Here is a 15,997-nt window from a genome sequence, read left to right as displayed (position 1 = left end):
GTAATATGCCACGCATGCAATCCGGGGGATGCCGGCCCAGCCGTGTCAGCCGCCACGTTGCGGCATTGCCGCACCGGGAACAGGGCTTACTCGTCGCGCAGTTCGCGGTTGAGCAGACCGGCGACCGCCTCGCGCGGCGGCAGGTCCTGGTCGAGGATGCGGCGCACGGCCTCGACGATGGGCATCTCGACGCCCAGCTTGACGGCCAGGCGGCCGACCTCGCGCGCCGTGGTGACGCCCTCGGCGACGTGACCCAACTCGCGCAGGATGCCCTCCAGGCTTTCGCCCTGGGCGAGGCGCAGGCCGACCCGGCGGTTGCGCGACAGGTCGCCGGTGCAGGTGAGTATGAGGTCGCCCATGCCGGACAGGCCCATGAAGGTCTCCTGGCGGCCACCCAATTGCAGGCCGAGGCGGCTGATCTCGGCCAGGCCGCGGGTGAGCAGGGCGGCGCGCGCGTTGAGGCCGAACCCGAGGCCGTCCGAGATGCCGGCGGCGATGGCGATGACGTTCTTGATCGCGCCGCCGACCTCGACCCCGGGCAGGTCGCTGCTCGAATACAGACGCAGGCGGGGGCGGTGCAGGTCGTGCGCAGCACGGCGCGCGAATTCGCCGTCGAAGGCGGCCAGGGTGAGCGCGGCCGGCTGGCCGGCGGCGACCTCCTGGGCGAAGCTGGGGCCCGACAACGCGGCGACGTCCTCGCGCTCCGGCCACTCCTCGGCCACCACCTGATGGGGCAGCTTCATGGTGCCGTTTTCGAAGCCCTTGCACAGCCACACCAGGGGCGTGCCGACGCCGCGGGTCTGGCGCAGCAGGTCGCGGAAACCCGAGGTCGGCACCGCACTGACCAGGTAGTCCGCCGCACGGATCGCCTCGGCCAGGTCCGAGGTCACGCCGAGGCCGGTCAGGGCATAGCCCGGCAGATAGCGGGCGTTGGTGCCGTCCTCGGCAATCCGGGCCGCGTGCTCGGGATTGCGGGTCCAGAGCACCACGTCGGCGGCGCCGGCGAGCTGGATGGCCAGGCCGGTGCCCCAGGCGCCGGCCCCCAAGACCGCGATCTTCATGGCGCCGGGATCAGCTGGCTTGTTGTTGCTGGGCCTGTTGCGCCTGCGCGCGTTGCTGCAGGTACATGGCCTCGAAGTTCACCGGCTGCATGTACAGGGACGGGAAGCCGGCCCGGCCGACGGCATCGGAAACGGCTTCGCGCAGGTAGGGGAACAGGATGTTCGGGCAGCCGACCGCCAGCATCGGCTCCAGGGCCTCCTGGGGGATGTTCTGGGCGCGGAAGATGCCGGCCTGCTGGACCTCGACCACGAAGGCGGTCTTGTCGTTGATCTTGGCGGTGACCTCGGCGGTGAGCACGGTCTGGTAGATGCCGTTCTCGATCGCCTCGCTGTTGTTGCGCAGTTGCACGTCGATCTTGGGCTGGCCCTGCTCGAGGAAGATCGCCGGGGCGTTGGGTACCTCGACGGACATGTCCTTGATGTAGATCTTCTCGATGTTGAAGACCGGCATGGCCGCCTGTTCTTGTTCGCTCATTTTCGCGTTCCGGTTGTGGATGGGGATAAGCGGGTGATTATAGCCGCTTCCAGGTTACGGCCTTACAGGTGTTGGCGCAGCCAGGCGGCGAGTTGCGGCCCGGGCAGGGCGCCCGACACGCGGTCGAGTTCCCGGCCGTCCTTGAACAGGGCCAGGGTCGGGATGCTGCGGATGCCGTAGTGAGCCGCCAGGGCCTGTTCGGCCTCGGTGTTCACCTTGACGAAGCGGACGCCGCCGGCGTACTGCCCGGCCATCTGGGCGAAGGTCGGGGCGAACTGCCGGCACGGCCCGCACCAGGGCGCCCAGAAGTCGACCAGGACGGGCAGGCCGTCGCGGGTCAGGAAGCGTTCGAAATTGCCGGCCGTCAGCTCGATGGGGGCGGGCGGCAACACGGCGCCGCCGCACTTGCCGCATTTCGGCTGGTCGCCCAGGCGCTGCTCGGGCACGCGGTTGACGGCCCCGCAGTGGGGACAGACGAGTTCCATGACTGGCTCCTGCAAATGTGCTGTTGCCGGAGCAGATGGCGCCGGAGCGCCGGATTTCAAGCCGGGCGGCTCAGGCCGCCAGGAGGGGATCCAGCTCGCCGCCGGCGTCCAGGGCCGAGAGATCGTCGAAGCCGCCGACGTGGCGGTCGCCGATGTAGATCTGCGGCACGGTGCGGCGGCCGGTGATGCGGATCATCTCCTCGCCGCGGGCGGGCTCGAGGTCGACCCGGATCTTCTCGATGTCGGTGACGCCCTTCTTGTTGAGCAGGCGCTCGGCCATCTGGCAGTAGGGGCAGACGGCGGTGCAGTACATCTTCACGTGGGGCATGGTGCGCTTCCTCTCACTTTTCCTTGGGCAGGCCGGCCTGTTCCCAGGCCATGATGCCGCCCGCCAGGTTGCTGACGTTCTCGAAGCCGGCCTTGCGCAGGATGCCGCAGGCGTGGCTGGACCGGCTGCCGGTACGGCAGACCACCACGACGGGCTTGTCCTTGTACTTTTCCAGGCTGCCGAGCTGGTTCCTGAGCTGGCCGAGCGGCACCAGCTTGGCCTTGGTGATGTGGCCGTCCTTGAACTCGGACGGCTCGCGCACGTCGAGGACCAGGGCGTCCTGGTGGTTGAACAGCATGACCGCTTCCTGCGGCCCGACCTGCTTGATGCCGGACAGCCGGCCCATGAGGCCGCTGCCGAACAGCATGAAGCCGGACACGGCGGTCAGCATGATCAGCCAGATGTTTTGTACGACGAAATCCATCGGATACCTCGGTGCGTTTCCTGAGGGTGCGAATTCTAACCCAAGCCTACCCGCTTACCGCGCCCCGGCCTTAACCGCAGGCACCGTCACCGCCCGACTTGAAGCCCATCTTCTTGAGCAGCGACTCGGGCGGGCAGAAGCCGGTGAAGCCGGACTGCAGGAGGTTGAGGCCGATGAAGGCGGTGAACCAGAGCCAGGACATCTGGGTGATGTCGATCTGGCCGAAGGCCTGGGCCAGGCCCAGGGATACCAGGATCATGACGCCGGCCAGGACACGGAGGGCACGTTCGGTAGTCATCGGAGGGTTCCTTTCAATGGTCGCTCAGGCGGTTTGCAGACGCCGCTGCCAGAGATAATAGAGCAGCGGGATCACCACCAGGGTGAGCAGGGTGGAGGCGAAGGTGCCGAAGATCAGGCTGACCGCGAGACCGCCGAACACGGGGTCGGTGATCATGATGGCGGAGCCGAGGATGATCGCCAGGGCGGTGAGCAGGATCGGCCGGAAACGGACCGCGCCGGCCTCGATCACCGCTTCCTCCAGACCGTAGCCCTGCTTGCGGTAGTCGAGGATGAAGTCGATCAGGAGCAGGGAATTGCGCACCACGATGCCGGCCAGGGCGATGACGCCGATCATGGAGGTGGCGGTGAAGGCCTGGCCGGTCGCCCAGTGGCCCGGGAAGACGCCGACCAGGGTGAGCGGGATCGCGCCCATGACCACGAGGGGCAGGACGAAGGACTTGTAGTAGCCCACCAGCACCAGGTAGATCAGGACGATGGCGACCATGAAGGCGGAGCCGAGGTCGCGGAACACGTCCAGGGTCAGGCGCATCTCGCCGCCCCAGAGCAGGGTGTAGTCGACGACGTCCTTCGGGCTGGCCTGGACGAAGCCGAGGTTGCCGGTGCTGAAGGTGACCGAACCCTTGCCGTCGCCGAGGTCGAGCTTCTGGCCGTCGAGCAGCTTGTCCAGGGACAGCACGGCGTAGACCGGGCTCGACTTGAGCAGCTCGCCGCCGACCATGACCATGGGATGCTGGTCGCGGTCGTAGATCGGCTTGGCCTCGGTGACCTTCTCGACCGTGGCGATGGCCGACAGCGGCACCTGCATGCCGTGCGGGTTGCTCACCCGCAGCGAGAGCAGGGTCTCCGGCGTGGCGCGCAACTCGCGCGGCAGGCGCACCGTGATGTCGACCGGCTCGCGGGCGTCGTCGGTGTGCAGGGTGCCGATGGCGAAGCCGGACACGTAGTTGCGCAGCAGTTGGGCGACCTGGCCGGGGGCGACGCCGGACAGCAGCGCCTTCTCGGTGTCGACGTGGACGTGGTAGCCCTCGGCGTTGGCGGTCACCGAGTCGTCGGCGTTGATCATGCCGTAGATGTCCTGGAAGTCCTTGTTGACCAGCGCGGCGGCAGCGCGCAGCTTGCCGTAGTCGGGACCGTACAGCTCGGCCAGGATCTGGGCCTGCACCGGCGGGCCGGGCGGCGTCTCGTAAAGCTTGATCTTGGCCGTCGGGTGACGCTGGCGCACGGCCATGAACTGCTGGTTCAGGACGTCGGCGATGGCATGCGAGCTCTCGCTGCGGGCGTGCTTGCCGACCAGGTTGACCCGGATCTGGGCCAGGTTCTGGCCGCGCTTGATCATGTCGCCGCGCACCAGGGCGGCGAAGTCGATCGGCGCCGTGAGACCCAGGAAGGTCTGGTAGTCGGTCACGTGCGGGTAGGCGGCGAGGATGCGGCCGACCTCGCGGGCGACCTGGTCGGTACCCGCCAGGGCGGTGCCCGCCGGCATGTCCACCTGCACCAGCATGGTGTTGGTGTTGTCGTTCGGCAGCATCTTCAACTCGACGCCGAACATCGACAACGGGCCGTTCATGCCCGAGGGGCGCACGAACTGCCAGGCCGGCATCAGCATGGCGCCGATGAGCAGCCCGAGGACCACCAGGAAGGTCAGGTTGCGTTTCGGACGCGAGGCGATGAGCGGCTTGATGACCGCGACGTAGGCGCGATGCAACGGGTCCTGGCTGGAGGCGTGGGCGTCCTCGAGCGGCGGCTTGGCGGCCAGGGCCTGCTGGGTGGCCTTGCCGCGCAGCCACAGGTTGGAGGCCCAGGGCACCACCATGTAGGCGATGACGATGGAGGCGATCATGGCCACCGGGACGTTGAACGGGATGGGCGCCATGAACGGGCCCATCATGCCGGTCACGAAGGCCATCGGGATGAAGGCCAGGATCACCGCGATGGTGGCGACGTTGGTGGGGTTGCCGATCTCGTTGGTGGCCTCGATCAGCACCTCGCCGAAGCTCTTGTCGCCGGTACCGTGGTGCAGGTGGCGGTGGATGTTCTCGATCACCACGATGGCCGCGTCGACCAGCAGGCCGAGCGACAGGATGAGCGCGAACAGGGTGATCCGGTTGATGGTCTGGCCGAACGCCAGGCCGACCGCCAGGACCACGAACAGGATCAGCGGCACGGTCAGGGTGACGATGCCGGCCTCGCGCCAGCCCAGGAAGATCACCAGGATGACCACCACGGAGCCGATGGCGATGCCGAGGTGGGAAACCAGCTCGTTGACCGCCTCGTTGGCCTTGGCGCCGTCGTTGCGGGTCACCGCGACCTCGATGCCGGCCGGGATGGCCTGCTGCTTGAGTTCGTCCAGCTTGGCCAGGACCGCATTGGCGACCACCACGGCGTTGGTGCCGGCCTTCTTGGCGATGGCCAGGGTGACGGCCGGGTTCTCGGCACCGGCCACCTTGCCCGAGGCCGGGCCGTAGGCGAAGCGGGTGGCCTCCTCGATCTCGGCGGCGCCGTCCTCGATACGGGCGACGTCCTTCAGGTAGACCGGCCGGCCCGTCTGGGAGACGCCGACGACGATCTTGCCGACCGCCTCGGCCGAACCCAGGAAGCCAGACAGGCGCAGGGGCCGGGCCCGGTTGTCCTGCACCAGTTCGCCGAGCGGCGCGGAGACGTTGCTGCCGCGCAGCATCTGGTCGACCTGGTCCAGGGTCAGGCCGGCGGCGTCCAGGCGCTGGGCATCGAGCCAGACGTTGACGGCGTGGGCACGGCCACCGACGATCTGGGTGAAGGAGACGCCGGGTACGTTGCGCAACTGTTCGAGCACGCGCTGGGCGACCTCGCGCATGTGGTAGTCGTCGTACTGCGCGGACGACAGCGTCAGGGTCATGATCGGCACGTCGTCGACGTTGATCGGCTTGACCATGGGCTGCATGGCACCCGGAGGGATGCGGTCCATGTTCTGCATCAGCTGGTTGTACAGCTTGACCAGGCTTTGCTCCTGGTTCTGGCCGACCTTGAACTGGACGGTGACGACGCCGAAGTCGTTGGTCGCGTAGCCGAAGGTGTGGTCCACCCCCGACTGGGCGTTCAGGATCGCCTCGAGCGGCTTGACGATGAGGTTCTCCACCTCCACCGTGTTGGCGCCCGGCTTGGCGACGATGATGTTGGCGGCCGGGACGACGATCTGCGGGTTGTACTCGCGCGGCGTCACCAGCAGGGCCAGGACCCCGGTCAGGGTCACCGCGATGATCGTCAGCAGGGTCAGCTTCGAGGTCAGGAAGGCCTTCGCCAGCTTGCCCGCGATGTTCATCGGGCTGTCGTGTCGAGCTTCGCTCATGGCTTAACCCTGCACCGTGTCGCCGTTGTTGACCGCGGCCCCGTTGCCGGTCACGACCCGCTCGCCGGCCGACAATCCCGACAGGATCTCGACCTGGCCGGCTTCCTCACGGCCGGTGCGGACCATGCGGTACTGCGCCACGCCCTTGGCATCGACGACGAACACGCCGGTGATGCCGGCACGGTTGAGGACGGCCTCGTGCGGCACGCGCAGCACGCTTTGGCGACCGGTGGCGAACAGCACGCGCGCGAAGGCGCCGCTGCGCAGGCCCGGGGCGGCGACGTCGATCTTGACCAGATGTGTGTGGGTCATCGGATCGGCGGCCGGCGACAGGCGGGCGAGCTTGCCCTCGAGCGGCTCGGCCATGCCGTCGACCTCGACGCGGATCGGCGCACCGACCTTGAGGCCGGCATAGATCGCTTCCGGCACCGTGGTCTGGACCTGCAGGCGGGACTGGTTCTCGACCAGCAGGACGGGATAGCCGGGCGCGGCGATGTCGCCCTCGTTGGCCAGCTTCTGGGTCACCACGCCGTTGATCGGCGAACCCACCACGGCGTACTTCATCTGGCCCTGGGCGGTGTTCAGCCCGGCCTTGGCCTGGCCGGCGCGGGCCGTGGCGATCTCATAGTTGAGCTTCATCTTCTCGTACTGCTGGCGAGTCACCACCTCGTCCTTGTAGAGGGCGTCGAAGCGCTCGTAGTCGGCCTTGGCATCCTGCATGGCCTTTTCGGCCTGGTCCAGGCCCAGGCGGGCCTGGGCGACGCCGCCCTCGATGTCGAGCGGGTCGATGGTGAACAGGCGCTCGCCGGCCTTGACCGGCTGGCCCTCGGCCACGGCGATGTTCTTGATGTAGCCCATCAAGCGGGACGCCACCTTGACGGATTCCAGCGCCACGACGGTGCCGGGCATGGCGCTCATGACGTCGGCGTCGACCGGTTGCAGGGTGATCACGCTGGCCTTGACGGTGTTGTGGGCCGGCTCGGCGGCGCTCTTGTCATGGCCACCGCAGCCGGCCACGGTCAGTGCCAGCGCGAATACCAGGGGGTGCAGCTTGTTCATCGGTTCTTCCCTCACAATTGTTCGGCGTCGAGCACGCCCACAGCCAGTTTCAGCTCGGCACGCTGCACGGCCTGATCGTAGCGGGCCGACACCAGGTCGGCGCGCGCCTTGTCCAGCTGCGCCTGGGCGGACAGCAACTCGATCAGGGTGCCCATGCCGTTTTCATAACGTTTCTTGACCAGGCGCTGCGCCTCGCGCGCCTGATCGACCGCCAGGGCCCGGGCCGTGGCCTTGTCCTCGGCTTCGATGGCGCGGCGGCGCGCTTCGCCGACCTGGTAGGCGATCCCGTCGCCCGCCTGGCGCAGCTTCGCGGCGCGCTCGGCGCGCACCTGCTCGGCGCGGTCGACCGCCGCCTGCGAGGCGCCGCCGTCGAATGCAGTCCAGGACAGCACGCCGGCCACCGTGTAGGAAGCGGCGTCGAGGCCGACGGTCTCGCTGTTCCAGTCCTGGCGCAGCATGACGTTGAGCTGCGGCTGCTTGGCGGCACGGTTGGCCTCCACCGACGCGGTCGCCGCCTCGGTCTGGGCCTGCAGGGCACGCAGGCCGAAATGGTTCTCCAGGGCCTGGGCTCGCAGGCTCTGGACGTCGCCGGCGAGCAGGCCGGGCATGACCGGCTCGGCGACGTCGAGCGCGTCCGTGAGCGGCCGGCCGAGCAGCAGGTGCAGCTGGTCGAGCGCCATGGCCTCGGCGTTGGCGGCCTCGGTCTGGCGCAATTTGACGTCCTCCAGGTTGACCTGGGCCGAGAGCAGGTCGCTCTTCACCGCCATGCCCTGCTGGTGCAGGCGGTCGGTGATGCGCACGTATTCCTCGGCGGCCGCAACTCCTTCCTTGGCGACTTCGACGTAGGCGCGCGCGGCATGTACGGCCTGGTAGGCCATGAGGACATTCTTGGTGAGCTGCTGGCGCGCCATGGCATCGCCGGCCTGGGCGGCCCGGACATAGGCCTGGGCCTGCTTGACGTACTGGGTGACCATGCCGCCGTTGTAGACCGGGATGAGCACCTCGATGCGCGAATTGACGTTGGTCACCGGCGACGGATGGTTGAGCTTGTCCGGCGCGATGGGCAGCGGATCGGTACCGGTATTCATCGCGTTCAGGAAGTCACCGGCGCCGAAGTCGTTGAAGGTGGCGTTGCGCTGGCTCAGCTTGAGGCCGAAGGCGTTGAGCGCATCGTTGGTGTTGGTGGCGGTCAGGGACAGATTGACCCGGGGCAGGCGGTTGCCCTTGGCCTCGCGCACCGCGGCCTCGGCCTGCTTGATCTGGGCCTGGGCGACAGCCATGTCGGGGTTCTGTGCCAGGGCCTGGGTGACGCATTGCCGGAAATCCAGCGTCTCCGCCCAGGCACCCGTGCCTGCCAGGGCGAGCGCCACGGCCAGCAGGGCCGGGCGCATGCGATGCGACGTCATGATGTTCAAACTCCTTGCTCGATGTCGACAACCTGGCCGACCGTCGGGCAAGGCCAGGAATATTAGCGTGCTCTAATATTAAACATTAAATAATCTTATGTAAAGATAAGCCTAGCCATAAGTAATGCAAGCTAAGCTATTATTTGGTGAAACCGCAAAACACATCGCGCATCATGCTGATGAGTTGGAGCGTACGGGTGTCCGCCACCCGGTAGAAGACCCGGTTGGCGTCCTTGCGGGTACGCAGCACGCCTTTGTCGCGGAGAATGGCCAGATGTTGGGAAATGTTGCTTTGCGAGGTGCCGACGTTGTCGACGATGTCCTGCACGCTGACCTCGTTATCGCCCAACACGCAAAGTATCTTCAAACGCAGAGGATGCGACATCGCCTTAAGCGCGCGGGACGCCTGCTCGATATGTTCGTCCTTCTCGATGAGTTCCGTCATGGACTCCATAGTCATAATTTATTTACTCCGTTAGCTCCCGAACGGGCTTGGTAGATAAGCGATGGCTAAAGTACTTATTCAAATATACTAAAATACTCAGCGTCACGTATTCTCATCTACGATAAAATCTTCTAATGCCCTCTACTGCCCGCCCCGTCCTGCTGGTCATCCTTGATGGCTTCGGCTACAGCGAAGTCGTAGCGAACAACGCCATCGCCGCCGCCCACAAGCCGAATTTCGACCACTACTGGCAAACCTATCCGCACACCCTGATCCATGCCTCCGAGGCCGCGGTGGGACTGCCGAGCGGCCAGATGGGCAATTCCGAGGTCGGCCACCTGAACATCGGGGCCGGCCGGGTGGTGTATCAGGAATACACGCGTATCGACCGCGCCATCCGGGCGGGACATTTCTACGAGAACTACGTCCTCCTCGACGTCATCAAGAAGGTGAAGGCGAACAATTCCGCGCTCCACATCTTCGGCCTGCTGTCCGACGGCGGCGTGCACAGCCATGAGGGGCACATCCACGCCATGATCGAGATGGCGGTGCGCGGCGGCATCGACAAGATCATGGTGCATGCCTTCCTGGACGGCCGCGATACGCCGCCCAAGTGCGCCGACATCTACATCAAGCGCCTGCAGGACAAGATCGACAGCCTCGGCAAGGGCCGCATCGCCACCGTCAGCGGTCGCTATTACGGCATGGACCGCGACAAGCGCTGGCCGCGGGTCCAGGTCGCCTACGACATGATCGCCCTGGGCGAGGCCGAGTTCCGGGCGCCGACCGCCATGGCCGGCCTGGAGATGGCCTATGCGCGCGGCGAGACCGACGAATTCGTCAAGCCGACCGTCATCGCGGCGGATGGCGAAGAGGCGCCCCGCATGCACGACGGCGACGCGGTGGTGTTCATGAACTTCCGCTCCGACCGTGCCCGGCAGCTCACCAAGGCCTTCCTGCAGCCCGACTTCGACGGCTTCGAGCGCAAGTACGTGCCCAAGCTGTCGGTCTACTGCACCCTGACCCACTACAGCGACGAGTTCGACGTCCCGGTGGCCTTCCCGCCAGAGCGCATCCGCAACGGCTTCGGCGAATACATCGCCAGCCTGGGTCTGCACCAGTTGCGCATCGCCGAAACCGAGAAATACCCGCACGTCACCTATTTCTTCAACGGTGGCGAAGAGACCGTCTATCCGGGCGAGGACCGCATCCTGGTGAAATCGCCGCCGGTCGCGCACTACGACGAGCAGCCGGAGATGAGTGCCTACGAGGTCACCGACAAGCTGGTCGAGGCGATCAAGAGCCGCAAGTACGACGCCATCATCTGCAACTACGCCAACGCCGACATGGTCGGCCACACCGGCAAGTACGAGGCGGCCCGCCGCGCCATCGAAGCGGTCGACGTCTGCCTCGGCCGGGTCGTCCCGGCCATGCTGGAAATCGGTGGCGAGGTGCTGATCTCGGCCGACCACGGCAACGCCGAATGCATGGTCGACGAGGAAAACCACCAGCCGCACACGGCACACACCACCAATGTCGTGCCCTTCCTGTACATCGGCCGGCCGGCCAAGCTGGCCGACACCGGCGCCCTGGAAGACATCGCGCCGACCTTGTTGAAGATGATGGAGCTGCCGCAACCGCGCGAGATGACCGGGCATCCGCTGGTCGATTTCGACGTCTGACGCGAGTTGTGCGGCGCCTGATCGCCCTGCTGTTCCTGCTCCTGTTCGGCGCCCCCGCCGGGGCGGCCGACGACAACAAGCAACAGGAACTGGACGATCTGCGCGGGCGCATCGCGCAGTTGCGCGAGGAGGTCGAGCAGGCCTCCGAGGACCGCAAGGAGGCGGCCGACGGACTGCGCGATTCGGAGAAGCGCATTTCCGAGGTGACCCGCCTGCTGACCGACCTGCAGCGCGACGAGCGCCGAATCGGCAGTACCCTGACCCAGCTCGGCCAGCAACGCGACAGCGTGGCGGCCGATCTGCGCGAGCAGGAACGCCAGCTCGCCGAGCTGATCCGGCAACGTTACCGGGCTGGTGACCTGGATACCGCCCGCCTGCTGCTGTCCGGCCGCGACCCGGGCGCGGTCCAGCGCGACCTCGGCTATTACGCCTACATCGGCCGTGCCCGTGCCGATCTCGTGGAACGTCACCGCGCCAGCCTGGCCGAGTTGGCCGCCATCGAGGACAAGACCCGGCAGCGCCAGCAGGAACTGAACTCTGTCGAGCAGGCGCAGCGCGCCCGCCACCAGCAACTCAACGACGAGCGCCAGGCCCGCCAGGGGGTCTATGACAAGCTGTCGAGCCAAATCCGCCAGCAGCGCCGCCAGATCGACAGCCTGGTGCGCGACCAACAGCGCTTGACCCGCCTGATCGAGCGGCTGCGCCGTCTGGCCGAGGAACGCAAGGCGCGACAGGCCGCCCTCGAGCGCGAGCGGCGCGCCAACAAGCCGGCCGGCAAAGGGGAGCGCGTCGAGCGGGTCGCGGATGCCTCCCTGGCGGGTTACAAGTTCTCCGGCCTGCGCGGCAAACTGGCCCTGCCCACGGTCGGCGAGATCGTCGCCAAGTTCGGCCAGGCCCGGAGCGGCGGCGGACCGGCCTGGAAGGGCCTCTTCATCAAGACCCGGAGCGGCCAGCCGGTGCGCGCGGTGGGCAACGGCGACGTCGTCTTTTCGGACTGGCTGCGGGGCTTCGGCAACCTGCTGATCATCGACCACGGCGAGGGTTACCTCAGCCTGTACAGTAATAATGAAAGTCTGTATAAACAGGCGGGTGACAGCGTCCGGGCCGGCGATATCGTCGCCGCGACGGGCAATACGGGCGGTCACGAGGATCCCGGACTTTATTTCGAGTTGCGCCGCCAGGGCCAACCGTTCGACCCATTATCCTGGGTCAAGTGAGAGCAAGCAGAGACAGCGTTTATGATCGGCAAATACAAGCAACTCGGCCTCATCGGCCTCGGTGCGGCTATCGGCGTGGCCCTGACCCTGAATTACTCCGCCGTCGCCGAGCGCGAACCCCAGCCACTACCGATCGAGGACCTGCGCGCCTTTGCCGAAATATTCGGCAAGATCAAGAGCGACTACGTCGAGCCGGTCGAGGACAAGAAGCTGATCACCGAGGCGATCAACGGCATGCTGTCCGGCCTCGACCCGCACTCCGCCTATCTCGACAGCGCCGCCTTCAAGGAGATGCAGGAAGGCACCCAGGGTGAGTTCGGCGGCCTCGGCATCGAGGTCGGCATGGAAGACGGCTTCGTCAAGGTGGTGTCGCCGATCGAGGACACCCCCGCCTACAAGGCCGGCCTGAAGAGTGGCGACCTCGTCATCAAGCTGGACGACACGCCGGTGAAGGGCATGACCCTGAACGACGCGGTCAAGCGCATGCGCGGCAAGCCGGGCACCGACATCACCCTGACCATCATCCGCAAGGGCGAGGCCAAGCCGGTCGTCACCACCCTGACGCGCGCCGTCATCAAGATCAAGAGCGTCAAGTACAAGCTCGCCGAACCGGGTTACGGTTACGTCCGCATCACCCAGTTCCAGGAACGGACCGGCGAGAACCTGGCCGCCGCCCTGAAGGACATGGAAACCACCAACAAGGGCCCCCTGAAGGGCCTGGTGCTCGACCTGCGCAACGACCCGGGCGGCCTGCTCAACACCGCGGTCGGCGTCGCCGGCGCCTTCCTCAAGCCGGGCGAACTGGTGGTCTACACCGACGGCCGCACCGAGGACGCCAAGATGCATCTCACCAACAACCGCGAGAACTACCTGCGCCACGGCGAAGCGGACTACCTGAAGGGTCTGCCGGCCTGGGTCAAGGACGTGCCCATGGTCGTCCTGGTGAACGGCGGTTCGGCCTCCGCTTCGGAGATCGTCTCCGGCGCCCTGCAGGACCACAAGCGCGCCCTCATCGTCGGCACCCAGAGCTTCGGCAAGGGCTCCGTACAGACCATCCTGCCGCTCGCCAACGGTACCGCGATCAAGCTCACCACGGCCCGCTACTACACCCCGAGCGGCCGCTCCATCCAGGCCAAGGGCATCACCCCCGACATCGTCGTCGAGGAAGCCACGGTGACCCAGGGCGATGCCCCGCGCATGGACATCCGGGAAGCCGATCTGGAGCACCACCTGACCAACGGCGACGAAGACGCCGCGGCGAAGAAGAAGGCCAAGCCGGCTGCGTCGCCCGCGAAGGCGCCGGGCGAGAAGGACGACGACAGCAAGCCCGAGGTGGATCCGACCGAGATCGTCTCGACCAAGGACTACCAGTTCAACCAGGCGCTGATCCTGCTCAAGGGGCTGTACCTGCTCCGGGATCGCTGAACCGGCTGGGGCGGGGATGGACGATAGCCAGCTGCTGCGCTATTCCCGCCACCTGCTGCTCGAACAGATCGGCATCGACGGCCAGGCCCGCCTGGCCGCTGCCCGCGTCCTGATCGTCGGCGCCGGCGGCCTGGGTTCGCCGGTGGCGCTCTACCTCGCCGCCGCCGGCGTCGGCCACATCAGCCTCGCTGACCACGACGCCGTGGATCTCACCAACCTGCAACGCCAGATCGCCCACGACATGGCCAGCCTGGGCGAAAACAAGGCGGCATCGGCGGCCCGCCGCATGGCCGCCATGAACCCCGACATCGAGATCGCCGCGCTGCCCGAGCGACTGGCCGGCGATGCCCTCGGCGCCCGCGTGGCCGAGGCCGACCTGGTGCTCGATTGCTCCGACAACTTCGCCACCCGGCATGCCGTCAACCGCGCCTGCGTGGCACACGCCAAGCCCCTGGTATCGGGTGCCGCGGTGCGTTTCGACGGCCAGGTCAGCGCTTTCGACCTGCGCCGGCCGGAGGCCCCCTGCTACGCCTGCCTGTTTCCCGAGAACGCCCGCGATGCCGAGATGCGCTGTGCCGAATTCGGCGTCTTCGCCCCGCTGGTCGGGATCATCGGCGCCATGCAGGCGGCGGAGGCGCTGAAACTGCTGATGGGCATCGGCACCAGCCTGTCCGGCCGCCTGCTGCTGTATGACGCCCTGGCCGCCGAATGGCGGGCGATCAGGCTGAAGAAGGACCCGGGCTGCCCGGTGTGCTCGCGCTGAAGGCGCGCGCCAGCAAACCCCACTGGGCGACCAGCTGCTCGGTCGGCACCCGCGCGAAACCGCTCTTCACGAATTGCTGCCAGCGCCCCTGGACCCAGGCCAGGACCAGGTTGGCGGCGGCACCGGCATCCAGGTCCGCGGCCAGGCCACCGCGCCCGGCGGCGATCCGCACGGCTTGCTTGAGGCTGACCTCGATACGGTCGAGCAGTTGATTCACCCGCGCCTGCAGGCGCGGGTTCTCGTTCACCAAGACCTCGCCGGTCAGGACCCGGCACATGCCGCGGTTCTTCTCCGCGAAGGCCAGCAGCACCTTGGCCATGGCCAGTACCGACTCGGCACCCGCCGCCTCGTCGGCGCCGATGCGGTTGATCAGGCCGAACAGCGTCGTCTCGATGAACTCGATCAGGCCCTCATACATCTGCGCCTTGCTGGCGAAGTGGCGGTACAGGGCCGCCTCGGACACGCCCAGGCGCGCCGCCAGCGCGGCGGTGGTGATCTTTTCCGCCTGCGGCGCCTCGAGCATCTCCGCCAGGGTCTGCAGTATCTGGAGCTTGCGTTCGCCCGCCTTGGCCACGCCTCACCCCATGTAGGCGAGTGGACGGAAGGCCAGCGCGGGGCCGCCCTCCTTGCCCAGATGCACCGCGCCCGACTCGTAGGCGCTGATCTGCAGGACCGCCAGGACATCGTAGCCGCCGCCCGGGGCGGCCGCCGCATTGGCGACCTGGCCGACCGGCTGGTCACCGCCGGCCGGGCTGTAGACCGGCTCGCCCGGCTGCACCTCGGACTCGACGTGGGCCAGGTAGAGACGGCGCTTCTGGGTACCCAGGTACTGGCTGCGGGCGACGATCTCCTGGCCCGGGTAGCAGCCCTTCTGGAAGCTCACGCCGCCCAGCTCGATCATGTTGGCCATCTGCGGCACGAATTGGTCCTGGGTGGCCGGCACGACCGCCGGGATGCCGGCGTCGACCATCAGCCAGTCCCACACCGGGGCGGCGACCGCGCGGGCCCGCGCCGCCAAGGCGCGCCACAGGTCCGGCGCCTGCCCGGGCCGGACGAAGATGTCGAAGCGTTCGTCGCCCAGGCGGATGGCGAAGGCGGCCTCGGTATGGGCCATGGCCATGATTCCGGGCCCGGGCGCGGTCGCCAGGGCGTCGGCCAGCAGGGCACCGGCACCCGGCCCGGACAGACCCAGGCGCACCCAGTCGCCGTTGGCGTCGCGCGCCGTCACCTTGCTGCGCAGGATGAACATGGCGAGGCGCTTGCGCACGGCCTCCCGGAGGGTCTCGGGCAGCATGACCAGGATGTCGCCGTCGCGCTTGAAGACGAGGAAATTGGCCAGCATGCGGCCTTTGGCCGAGCAGTAGCCGGCGAACACGGCCCGCTCGGGCCCGAGGCCGCGCAGGTCGTTGGTCACCTGGCTGTGCAGGAAGGTTTGCGCCTCGTCGCCGGCGAAGGCGATCAGGCCCCAATGGGATAGGTCGGCGAGCACCAGCTCGGCACGGGCGGCGGCCGGGTCGACGGCGGCACCGCCGAGCGTCTGGCCACGCAGGAATTCGTTCCAGTCGGACAACATGGGATTCAAGGCATCAGTTGGCGAAGCCG

General features: G+C 67.3%; 16 protein-coding genes. 4 read left to right on the top strand and 12 right to left on the bottom strand.

All coding sequences use genetic code 11. The features are described from left to right. Nucleotides 1–86: 86 nt before the first annotated feature. The 10 genes from EZJ19_RS11675 to EZJ19_RS11630 form a co-directional block, all read right to left on the bottom strand. Entirely contained in the window at nt 87–1,061 is a 975-nt protein-coding gene (locus tag EZJ19_RS11675) for an NAD(P)H-dependent glycerol-3-phosphate dehydrogenase (RefSeq protein WP_131447778.1), read from the bottom strand. Nucleotides 1,062–1,071: 10 nt separating this feature from the next. After that, nucleotides 1,072–1,536, bottom strand: coding sequence for a protein-export chaperone SecB (gene secB / locus EZJ19_RS11670; RefSeq protein ID WP_131447776.1), 465 nt, complete (start codon nt 1,534–1,536; stop codon nt 1,072–1,074). A 62-nt stretch (nt 1,537–1,598) separates the two neighbouring features. After that, complete coding sequence (gene trxC / locus EZJ19_RS11665) at nt 1,599–2,021, bottom strand: thioredoxin TrxC (protein ID WP_131447774.1); 423 nt, start codon at nt 2,019–2,021, stop codon at nt 1,599–1,601. A gap of 70 nt (nt 2,022–2,091) precedes the next feature. Continuing rightward, nucleotides 2,092–2,349, bottom strand: coding sequence for a glutaredoxin 3 (grxC, locus tag EZJ19_RS11660; protein WP_131447772.1), 258 nt, complete (start codon nt 2,347–2,349; stop codon nt 2,092–2,094). A gap of 13 nt (nt 2,350–2,362) precedes the next feature. Further along, nucleotides 2,363–2,773: a rhodanese-like domain-containing protein gene (locus EZJ19_RS11655; protein WP_131447770.1), complete on the bottom strand. Its 411-nt coding sequence runs from the start codon at nt 2,771–2,773 to the stop codon at nt 2,363–2,365. A gap of 70 nt (nt 2,774–2,843) precedes the next feature. Beyond that, entirely contained in the window at nt 2,844–3,071 is a 228-nt protein-coding gene (locus tag EZJ19_RS11650; RefSeq protein ID WP_131447768.1) for a YgaP family membrane protein, read from the bottom strand. Nucleotides 3,072–3,095: 24 nt separating this feature from the next. After that, on the bottom strand, nt 3,096–6,398 hold the full coding sequence (locus tag EZJ19_RS11645) for an efflux RND transporter permease subunit (protein WP_206199412.1): 3,303 nt from the start codon (nt 6,396–6,398) through the stop codon (nt 3,096–3,098). Nucleotides 6,399–6,401: 3 nt separating this feature from the next. Then, a complete protein-coding gene (locus EZJ19_RS11640; RefSeq protein WP_131447766.1) occupies nt 6,402–7,457 on the bottom strand; it encodes an efflux RND transporter periplasmic adaptor subunit in 1,056 nt (351 codons plus the stop codon). An 11-nt stretch (nt 7,458–7,468) separates the two neighbouring features. Continuing rightward, entirely contained in the window at nt 7,469–8,863 is a 1,395-nt protein-coding gene (locus EZJ19_RS11635; protein ID WP_131447764.1) for a TolC family protein, read from the bottom strand. Between the two features lie 139 nt (nt 8,864–9,002). After that, on the bottom strand, nt 9,003–9,308 hold the full coding sequence (locus EZJ19_RS11630; RefSeq protein ID WP_206199411.1) for an ArsR/SmtB family transcription factor: 306 nt from the start codon (nt 9,306–9,308) through the stop codon (nt 9,003–9,005). Between the two features lie 134 nt (nt 9,309–9,442). On the opposite strand from EZJ19_RS11630, the gene gpmI reads away from it, so the two are divergent. From gpmI to EZJ19_RS11610, 4 genes are read left to right on the top strand one after another with little or no spacing between them, the layout of a single operon-like run. Continuing rightward, complete coding sequence (gpmI, locus tag EZJ19_RS11625; protein WP_131447760.1) at nt 9,443–10,990, top strand: 2,3-bisphosphoglycerate-independent phosphoglycerate mutase; 1,548 nt, start codon at nt 9,443–9,445, stop codon at nt 10,988–10,990. 8 nt (nt 10,991–10,998) lie between these two features. Further along, nucleotides 10,999–12,207: a murein hydrolase activator EnvC family protein gene (locus EZJ19_RS11620; protein ID WP_131447758.1), complete on the top strand. Its 1,209-nt coding sequence runs from the start codon at nt 10,999–11,001 to the stop codon at nt 12,205–12,207. Between the two features lie 21 nt (nt 12,208–12,228). Next, complete coding sequence (locus EZJ19_RS11615; RefSeq protein ID WP_131447756.1) at nt 12,229–13,632, top strand: S41 family peptidase; 1,404 nt, start codon at nt 12,229–12,231, stop codon at nt 13,630–13,632. 16 nt (nt 13,633–13,648) lie between these two features. Further along, nucleotides 13,649–14,395 carry a HesA/MoeB/ThiF family protein gene (locus EZJ19_RS11610; protein WP_131447754.1) on the top strand — a complete coding sequence of 249 codons (747 nt, stop codon included), beginning with the start codon at nt 13,649–13,651 and terminating at the stop codon, nt 14,393–14,395. On the opposite strand, the gene slmA is transcribed toward EZJ19_RS11610, so the two are convergent. Both slmA and ygfZ read right to left on the bottom strand, forming a co-directional pair. Then, nucleotides 14,352–14,969 (bottom strand): nucleoid occlusion factor SlmA, encoded by a 618-nt coding sequence (slmA, locus tag EZJ19_RS11605; RefSeq protein WP_276320111.1) that lies wholly within the window; start codon nt 14,967–14,969, stop codon nt 14,352–14,354. The genes EZJ19_RS11610 and slmA overlap by 44 nt on opposite strands. 3 nt (nt 14,970–14,972) lie before the next feature. Then, nucleotides 14,973–15,968 carry a CAF17-like 4Fe-4S cluster assembly/insertion protein YgfZ gene (ygfZ, locus tag EZJ19_RS11600; protein WP_165873559.1) on the bottom strand — a complete coding sequence of 332 codons (996 nt, stop codon included), beginning with the start codon at nt 15,966–15,968 and terminating at the stop codon, nt 14,973–14,975. Between the last annotated feature and the right edge of the window lie 29 nt (nt 15,969–15,997).

This window comes from Parasulfuritortus cantonensis (assembly GCF_004337445.1).
GTDB lineage: Bacteria > Pseudomonadota > Gammaproteobacteria > Burkholderiales > Thiobacillaceae > Parasulfuritortus > Parasulfuritortus cantonensis.
This window is presented reverse-complemented; position numbering and strand designations above follow the sequence as displayed.

Bases quoted from the DNA above. Each gene is read 5' to 3' on its own strand.
- EZJ19_RS11675 (WP_131447778.1), bottom strand. From the start codon at position 1,061: ATGAAGATCGCGGTCTTGGGGGCCGGCGCCTGGGGCACCGGCCTGGCC.
- secB (WP_131447776.1), bottom strand. From the start codon at position 1,536: ATGAGCGAACAAGAACAGGCGGCCATGCCGGTCTTCAACATCGAGAAG.
- trxC (WP_131447774.1), bottom strand. From the start codon at position 2,021: ATGGAACTCGTCTGTCCCCACTGCGGGGCCGTCAACCGCGTGCCCGAG.
- grxC (WP_131447772.1), bottom strand. From the start codon at position 2,349: ATGCCCCACGTGAAGATGTACTGCACCGCCGTCTGCCCCTACTGCCAG.
- EZJ19_RS11655 (WP_131447770.1), bottom strand. From the start codon at position 2,773: ATGGATTTCGTCGTACAAAACATCTGGCTGATCATGCTGACCGCCGTG.
- EZJ19_RS11650 (WP_131447768.1), bottom strand. From the start codon at position 3,071: ATGACTACCGAACGTGCCCTCCGTGTCCTGGCCGGCGTCATGATCCTG.
- EZJ19_RS11645 (WP_206199412.1), bottom strand. From the start codon at position 6,398: ATGAGCGAAGCTCGACACGACAGCCCGATGAACATCGCGGGCAAGCTG.
- EZJ19_RS11640 (WP_131447766.1), bottom strand. From the start codon at position 7,457: ATGAACAAGCTGCACCCCCTGGTATTCGCGCTGGCACTGACCGTGGCC.
- EZJ19_RS11635 (WP_131447764.1), bottom strand. From the start codon at position 8,863: ATGACGTCGCATCGCATGCGCCCGGCCCTGCTGGCCGTGGCGCTCGCC.
- EZJ19_RS11630 (WP_206199411.1), bottom strand. From the start codon at position 9,308: ATGACGGAACTCATCGAGAAGGACGAACATATCGAGCAGGCGTCCCGC.
- gpmI (WP_131447760.1), top strand. From the start codon at position 9,443: ATGCCCTCTACTGCCCGCCCCGTCCTGCTGGTCATCCTTGATGGCTTC.
- EZJ19_RS11615 (WP_131447756.1), top strand. From the start codon at position 12,229: ATGATCGGCAAATACAAGCAACTCGGCCTCATCGGCCTCGGTGCGGCT.
- EZJ19_RS11610 (WP_131447754.1), top strand. From the start codon at position 13,649: ATGGACGATAGCCAGCTGCTGCGCTATTCCCGCCACCTGCTGCTCGAA.
- ygfZ (WP_165873559.1), bottom strand. From the start codon at position 15,968: ATGTTGTCCGACTGGAACGAATTCCTGCGTGGCCAGACGCTCGGCGGT.